The following is a 6,394-nucleotide window of genomic DNA, read 5'->3' as shown; positions in this document are numbered from 1 at the left end:
AAATATAGTGGATTAACTTTAAATCAGGACAAGGCGACGAAGCCGCAGATAGTACAGATAGTACGGAACCGATTCACTTGGTGCTTCAGCACCTTAGAGAATCGTTCTCTTTGAGCTAAGGCGAGGCAACGCCGTACTGGTTTAAAGTTAATCCACTATAAAACGCCACTGTCTGTACCTTTGGGTAACAAATTGCGACCAATCGGAAATTTTATCCGCATTTTTTTCAAATCATAGGCATATTAATATGCAAACGTGGTTTGATTATTGCAAACTTCCTTCTTGGGTCACGCCGGAGCGTATGGTGTTTCGGCTGTCCGCATTTTTTAACTCATTTTTATGGAAACCCCATGATGAAAAGCAACCGTCTTGCCTGCGCTGTTTTGGCAGCCTTGTTATCCCTCCAAACCTTGCCTGCGTATGCCGCCAAACCGGATACTGCTTCAGCCGTCGAAGCATCTGCGCCAAACTCGAAAAACGCTTCAACTGTTTCAGAGGACGAGATCGCCAAACAAACAATCACCGGCCCGGCAGTTATTGACTTGGGTAACCAGGCAAAACTGAAACTGCCCGCCAAAATGGTCTTTATTAAAAAAGATGCCGCCAATAGCTTGATGGAAGAATGGGGTAATGGCACAAATCCCGACCGCTACGGGTTGATTATTCCGGAGCAAAAAAATAAAGACAGCGCAGCCCCTTGGTGGGTCGATTTGAATTTCAATGATTCCGGTTACATCAAAGACGATGATGCCAAAGAATGGGATGTCGAAGGCATGCTCAAGCAGCTGAAAGAAGGTTCTGAGGAGCAAAACAAAGAACGCGCCGCCCGCAACCTGCCTGAATTGGAAACGCGCGGCTGGGTGGAAAAACCGCAATATGATGCGGCTACCCACCGCCTGATTTGGTCGATTGACGTTTGGGAGAAAAACAAACCCGACCAAAATCCTGCCATCAACTACAACACTTACCAGCTCGGCCGCGAAGGCTTTATCGAACTGACCATGGTCACCGATTTGAACAGCGTAGACCAATACAAACCTATCGCACGGGAATTATTGGGCAATATCGAATTCAACGAAGGCAAGCGTTACAGCGATTTCAATGCCGCGACCGACAAAGTGGCGGAATACGGATTGGCAGCTCTAGTCGGCGGATTGGCTGCGAAAAAACTGGGCTTGTTGGCTCTTGCAGGCGCATTGCTCGCCAAATTCGGCAAATTGATTGCTGTCGGCGTGATTGGGGCAGGCGCGCTGTTTAAAGGCTTATGGCGCAAAAAAGATAAAAATCAAAGCGAAGAATAAGTTTCTGCGAAACTAAAAAAGGTCGTCTGAAAATTTCAGACGACCTTTTCAACGTTTTAAGAACGAATCCGTTTCAACACTTCTTCCTTGCCGATTAATGCCAACACGGCATCAACGCTGGGGGTTTTCGCTGTGCCGCAGACGGCGAGGCGCAGGGGCATGCCGAGTTTGCCCATTTTGATGCCTTCTTCGTCGCAGAAGGGTTTGAACAGGTCGTGGATGGCTTCGGCGTTCCAGTCTTCCAGCCCTTCGAGGCGTTCGGCGAAGCGCAGCATACGGGCGGCGGCTTCGTTGTCCCAATGTTTCTGCACGTCCGCTTCGGCGGGCGTTTGTTTGACGTAGAAGTAGAGGCACTCGTCAGCGAGCGTGTTCAGGTCTTGGGCGCGGTCTTTGACCAGTGCCAACACGTCTTCCAACGCGGGTTTTGCCGTGTCGTAAATGTCGCGCAGGGCGAGGCGGGGTTTGACGAGTTCGGCGAGTTTTTCGTTGGGCGTGATTTTGATGTGTTCGCTGTTTATCCAGTAGAGCTTTTTCAAGTCCATGCGGCTTGGAGACGGGGAAACGTCTTTCAAATCAAACCATTCGATGAATTGTTCCATCGTGAAGAACTCGTCGTCGCCGTGCGCCCAGCCCAAACGAGCCAGATAGTTGAGCATGGCTTCAGGCAGGATGCCCATCGCGCCGAAATCGGTGATGGCGACGGTATCACCGCTGCGTTTGGAGATTTTTTTGCCTTGTTCGTTGAGAATCATGGGCAGGTGGCCGTATTCGGGCAGGTTCGCGCCGATGGCTTTTAAGATGTTGATTTGTTTCGGGGTGTTGTTCACATGGTCGTCGCCGCGGATAACGTGGGTAACGCCCATGTCGTAGTCGTCCACGACGACGCAGAAGTTATAGGTCGGCGTGCCGTCGGCGCGGGCGATAATCAGGTCGTCAAGTGCTTCATTGGGGATAGAGATTTCGCCTTTGACCAAGTCCGTCCATTTGGTCACGCCGTCCAGAGGCGTTTTGAAACGGACAACAGGTTGCACGTCGGCAGGGATTTCGGGCAGGGTTTTGCCTGCTTCGGGGCGCCAGCGGCGGTCGTAAGTCGCCGTGCCTTCTTTTTCGGCTTTCTCGCGCATGGCTTCCAGCTCTTCTTTGCTGCAATAGCAGTAGTAGGCGGCGCCTTTTTCCAAGAGTTCGGCGATGACTTCTTTATAGCGATCGAAACGGCGGGTTTGGTACACGACGTTGTCGGCGTTGTCGTAATCGAGACCGACCCATTTCATGCCGTCGAGGATGATGTTGACGGATTCGGCGGTGGAACGCGCCAAGTCGGTGTCTTCGATACGCAATAGGAACTCGCCTTTGTGATGGCGGGCAAACGCCCATGAAAACAAGGCGGTGCGCACGCCGCCGATGTGTAAGTAGCCGGTGGGGCTGGGGGCGAAACGGGTTTTGACGGTCATGATGGCTCCAGAATCTTTTAAAACGGGTATTTTACTGTTTTTAGACGGAATCGGACAATGAAAGGTCGTCTGAAAACCTCAAAATTCGGTTTTCAGACGACCTTTTTTCCTTTATTCGTCTTCTGTTTTACTCATTGTCAGCCAGTCCCAAAAGTTTTCGCTCCATTTGCCGATGCGGTAGAGGAAGAGGGCGTAGCTTTCTTGGAGCAGGAATTTGTTTTTTTCTTTGCTTTGGTCGAACCGCGTGGTCGGCGTGGCGGAGATGTAGGCTTCGATGTCGAGGTCGGAGGCGATTTCGAGGGCGCGGGCGAGGTGGTAGGGGTCGCTGACGATGATGATGCTTCCGATGCCTTCGGCGCGCAGTATCGGGCGGATGTTGCGGATGTTTTCGTAGGTGTTGCGCGAGGTGTTTTCAAAGAGGATGTTGTGCGCGGGTATGCCTTGTTTGAGGGCGTAGCGCCGACCGACTTCGGCTTCGGTCATGTAGCCTTTTTTGGGTGTTCCGCCGGTAAAAACGATTTTTTCGACGCGGTGGCTTTGGTAGAGGGTGATGGCGTGGTTGATGCGTTCGCGGAAGATGGGCGAAGGCCGTTTGTCCCACGCGGCGGCACCGAGCACGAGGGCGGCATCGGCGCGGATATGACCGGGCAGGGGCTGCGAGCCGGTGTGGTACACCTGCCATGCGCCCTCGCCGAATATGCCGAGTACCAACAGGATACTCAGGCCTATGCCGCGAAAGAGGTAGTAGCGCAAGCCGTTGCGGCTGCGGAACAGGGAAATCATGTAGGGACGGCCTTCCCGCGCTTCAGTCCAACAAGGCTTCGATGTTTTCGAGCGGTCTGCCGATGGCGGCTTTGTCCTGTGTGGTCAGGATGGGGCGTTCGAGCAGGGCAGGGTGGGCGGCAATGGCTTCGAGCAGGGCTTGGTTGTCGAGGTCGGGCTTGTCCAAGCCGAGTTCTTTGTACAAGTCGTCTTTGACGCGCATCATGCCGCGTACAGACTCCAAGCCAAGCTTGGCGAAAATGTCTTTCAGTGTCGCCAAGTCGGGCGGGGTGTCGAGGTATTTGACGACTTCGGCTTTGATGCCGCGCGCTTCAAGCAGGTCGAAAGCGGCGCGCGATTTGCTGCAACGGGGGTTGTGGTAGAGCGTGAATTCAGACGACATAGGGTTCTCCAATGTTTTTAGATTTTGCTGATGGGCTTTATTATCGGCTGCCTTGGCGATTTCCTCAACTTATCACCCAATAATCGTCATTTTTTACCGCTAAAATCCAACATCTTCATTTTCTCCATAGACAGCACGCTGAAAGGGGTTACAATGCGTTCATCTGATTGATGCAAAGGATGGAACTTATGAAAAAATTATTGCTTGCCTCTGTTTTGATGATCGCCGCCCTGTCTGCCCCGGCGTTTGCCGCCGACCCGCTGGCAGGCTGGAACGACAACAAGCCGCAAAGCCTGCAATCGCTCAAAGCCCCCGTGCGCGTGGTGAACTTGTGGGCGACCTGGTGCGGTCCGTGCCGTAAGGAAATGCCCGCCATGTCCGCTTGGTACAAAGCGCAGAAAAAAGGCAGCGTCGATATGGTCGGTATCGCGTTGGATACTTCCGACAACATCGGCAAATTCCTGAAACAAACCCCTGTCAGCTATCATGTTTGGCGCTATACCGGTGCGGACAGCCGCAATTTCATGAAATCTTACGGCAACAACGTCGGCGTATTGCCGTTCACCGTCGTCGAAGCCCCGAAATGCGGCTACAAACAAACCATCACCGGCGAAGTCAACGAAAAAAGCCTGACCGCCGCCGTCAATGCGGCTAAAGAGAAATGTAAATAAGCCAGGCTGAAACCGAACTGAGACAACAAAAAGGTCGTCTGAAAACCAGAAATCTCTGGTTTTCAGACGACCTTTTTATCTTTTGAGGGTTACACGCCCTGTTTCAGGCTGGCTTCGATGAAGCCGTCCAAATCGCCGTCCAATACGGCTTTGGTGTTGCCGACTTCGTAGCCTGTGCGCAAGTCTTTGATGCGCGAGGAGTCCAAGACGTACGAACGGATTTGGCTGCCCCAACCCACATCGGACTTGCCTTCTTCCAACGCCTGTTTCTCTTCGTTGCGTTTGCGCATTTCCAATTCATACAGTTTGGATTTCAACATTTCCATCGCAGCGGCTTTGTTGGCGTGTTGCGAACGGTCGTTTTGACATTGCACCACAATCCCTGTCGGCTCGTGGGTAATGCGCACGGCGGAGTCGGTTTTGTTGATGTGCTGACCGCCCGCGCCCGATGCACGGTAGGTGTCGATGCGCAAATCGGCGGGGTTGATTTCGATTTCGATGGAATCGTCGATTTCGGGATAGACGAACACGGAGGCAAACGAGGTGTGGCGTTTGTTGTTCGAGTCAAACGGCGAGTAACGCACTAGGCGGTGAACGCCGGTTTCGGTGCGCAAGAGGCCGTAGGCGTATTCGCCTTCCACGCGGATGGTGGCGCGGTTGATGCCCGCGATTTCGCCGTCGTCTTCTTCAAGGATTTCGATTTTGAAGCCTTTGCGTTCGGCGTAGCGGCTGTACATGCGGAACAGCATACCCGCCCAGTCTTCCGCTTCCGTACCGCCCGCGCCTGCGGTGATGTCGATAAAACAGTTGTTCGGGTCGGCGGGCTGGTTGAACATCCGCTTGAATTCCAAATCCGCCATCTGTTTTTCCAGTCCTGCCTCGTCTTCCTGCACGGCGGCGAAACCTTCTTCGTCGTTTTCTTCAACGGTCATTTCAATCAGCATGCGGTTGTCTTCGATGCCCGACGCGATGTTGTCGAGCGTCAACACGATGCCTTCGAGGATTTTGCGCTCTTTGCCGATTTCTTGGGCGCGTTTGGGGTCGTTCCACAGCTCAGGGTCTTCGGAAAGGCCGATGACTTCTTCCAATCGGTCTTTCTTGCCCTGATAGTCCATATAGACGCGGATGTCTTCGCTGCGCTTTTCCAAATCGTTCAGGGTGTTGTTGAGCTGGTTGATTACTTCGGCTTCCATGATTCTTGTGTGCTTTCAAAATTTTAGGGGCGTATTGTAAGGGATTTGCGGGCATTTTTCTATGATAAAGGTCGTCTGAAAACCTGAATCTCAAGTTTTCAGACGACCTTTGCGTTCGCACCATCCGCCAGCCATGCGGCGGATTCATATCCGGTCTGACCGGATTATTTATTCAGACGCTGCCATTGTGCGGGGGTGTAGGTTCGGGTAGTGGTTTTCTCGTTGCCACGACGGTCGGTTCGGGTTTCAGTTACCACGACCTTGTCCTCGTCAGAGGTATCGACTGAACGGGAGTAGAACGGCACCAGACTATACTCATCGTGGTTGTAACGGTAGCGTTCTTCGATACGGGTGCAGCAGTCGACTTCATTCGTCACAATCAGGGCTTTTTGTTTGTTGTCGACGCGGAACATCCCCATGTAATTCTTGGTCAATTCAGTCAGTGAATAACTTTGGCTAAAATCACCATACTCGCCTTGCTCGTAGATGTCGTATGTAGGAGAGTTTTTAGGGCCTTTATTGCCGGTTGCAACGGCAATATCCTTGCGTCCGTCAAAGGTGAAGTCTTTCATAATCAAAGGGCTTTTTGCCGCAGAGATTTTGCTGCCTTCGC

General features: G+C 52.5%; 7 protein-coding genes. 2 read left to right on the top strand and 5 right to left on the bottom strand.

Annotated features, from left to right (window positions below):
* The first annotated feature begins 350 nt into the window (after positions 1–350).
* Positions 351–1,301, top strand: a complete 951-nt coding sequence (locus HMPREF1051_RS10450; RefSeq protein WP_003768332.1) for a DUF2167 domain-containing protein — start codon at positions 351–353, stop codon at positions 1,299–1,301.
* A 56-nt stretch (positions 1,302–1,357) separates the two neighbouring features.
* Here the strand turns inward: HMPREF1051_RS10450 and gltX are convergent, their stop codons facing one another.
* From gltX to arsC, 3 genes are all read right to left on the bottom strand, one after another.
* Positions 1,358–2,752: a glutamate--tRNA ligase gene (gene gltX / locus HMPREF1051_RS10445; protein WP_003768336.1), complete on the bottom strand. Its 1,395-nt coding sequence runs from the start codon at positions 2,750–2,752 to the stop codon at positions 1,358–1,360.
* A gap of 111 nt (positions 2,753–2,863) precedes the next feature.
* Entirely contained in the window at positions 2,864–3,535 is a 672-nt protein-coding gene (locus tag HMPREF1051_RS10440; protein ID WP_003768329.1) for a YdcF family protein, read from the bottom strand.
* Between the two features lie 22 nt (positions 3,536–3,557).
* Complete coding sequence (arsC, locus tag HMPREF1051_RS10435; protein WP_003761047.1) at positions 3,558–3,917, bottom strand: arsenate reductase (glutaredoxin); 360 nt, start codon at positions 3,915–3,917, stop codon at positions 3,558–3,560.
* A 188-nt stretch (positions 3,918–4,105) separates the two neighbouring features.
* On the opposite strand from arsC, the gene HMPREF1051_RS10430 reads away from it, so the two are divergent.
* Positions 4,106–4,588 (top strand): TlpA disulfide reductase family protein, encoded by a 483-nt coding sequence (locus tag HMPREF1051_RS10430; RefSeq protein WP_003768328.1) that lies wholly within the window; start codon positions 4,106–4,108, stop codon positions 4,586–4,588.
* A gap of 89 nt (positions 4,589–4,677) precedes the next feature.
* Here the strand turns inward: HMPREF1051_RS10430 and prfB are convergent, their stop codons facing one another.
* On the bottom strand, positions 4,678–5,781 hold the full coding sequence (gene prfB, locus HMPREF1051_RS10425) for a peptide chain release factor 2 (protein ID WP_003768334.1): 1,104 nt from the start codon (positions 5,779–5,781) through the stop codon (positions 4,678–4,680).
* Positions 5,782–5,945: 164 nt separating this feature from the next.
* Positions 5,946–6,394: XAC2610-related protein (locus tag HMPREF1051_RS14925; protein ID WP_003768338.1), on the bottom strand; the 449-nt coding region annotated here is incomplete at its 5' end.

Source organism: Neisseria sicca VK64, from assembly GCF_000260655.1.
In the GTDB taxonomy this organism is placed as follows: Bacteria; Pseudomonadota; Gammaproteobacteria; order Burkholderiales; family Neisseriaceae; genus Neisseria; species Neisseria sicca_B.
Note: the sequence above shows the minus strand (reverse complement) of the source record. Positions and strands in the feature narration are given on the sequence as shown.

What these genes read in the sequence shown, in the direction of transcription:
- HMPREF1051_RS10450 (WP_003768332.1), top strand. Translation starts at nt 351, where the DNA reads ATGATGAAAAGCAACCGTCTTGCCTGCGCTGTTTTGGCAGCCTTGTTA.
- HMPREF1051_RS10430 (WP_003768328.1), top strand. Translation starts at nt 4,106, where the DNA reads ATGAAAAAATTATTGCTTGCCTCTGTTTTGATGATCGCCGCCCTGTCT.
- HMPREF1051_RS10440 (WP_003768329.1), bottom strand. Translation starts at nt 3,535, where the DNA reads ATGATTTCCCTGTTCCGCAGCCGCAACGGCTTGCGCTACTACCTCTTT.
- gltX (WP_003768336.1), bottom strand. Translation starts at nt 2,752, where the DNA reads ATGACCGTCAAAACCCGTTTCGCCCCCAGCCCCACCGGCTACTTACAC.
- prfB (WP_003768334.1), bottom strand. Translation starts at nt 5,781, where the DNA reads ATGGAAGCCGAAGTAATCAACCAGCTCAACAACACCCTGAACGATTTG.
- arsC (WP_003761047.1), bottom strand. Translation starts at nt 3,917, where the DNA reads ATGTCGTCTGAATTCACGCTCTACCACAACCCCCGTTGCAGCAAATCG.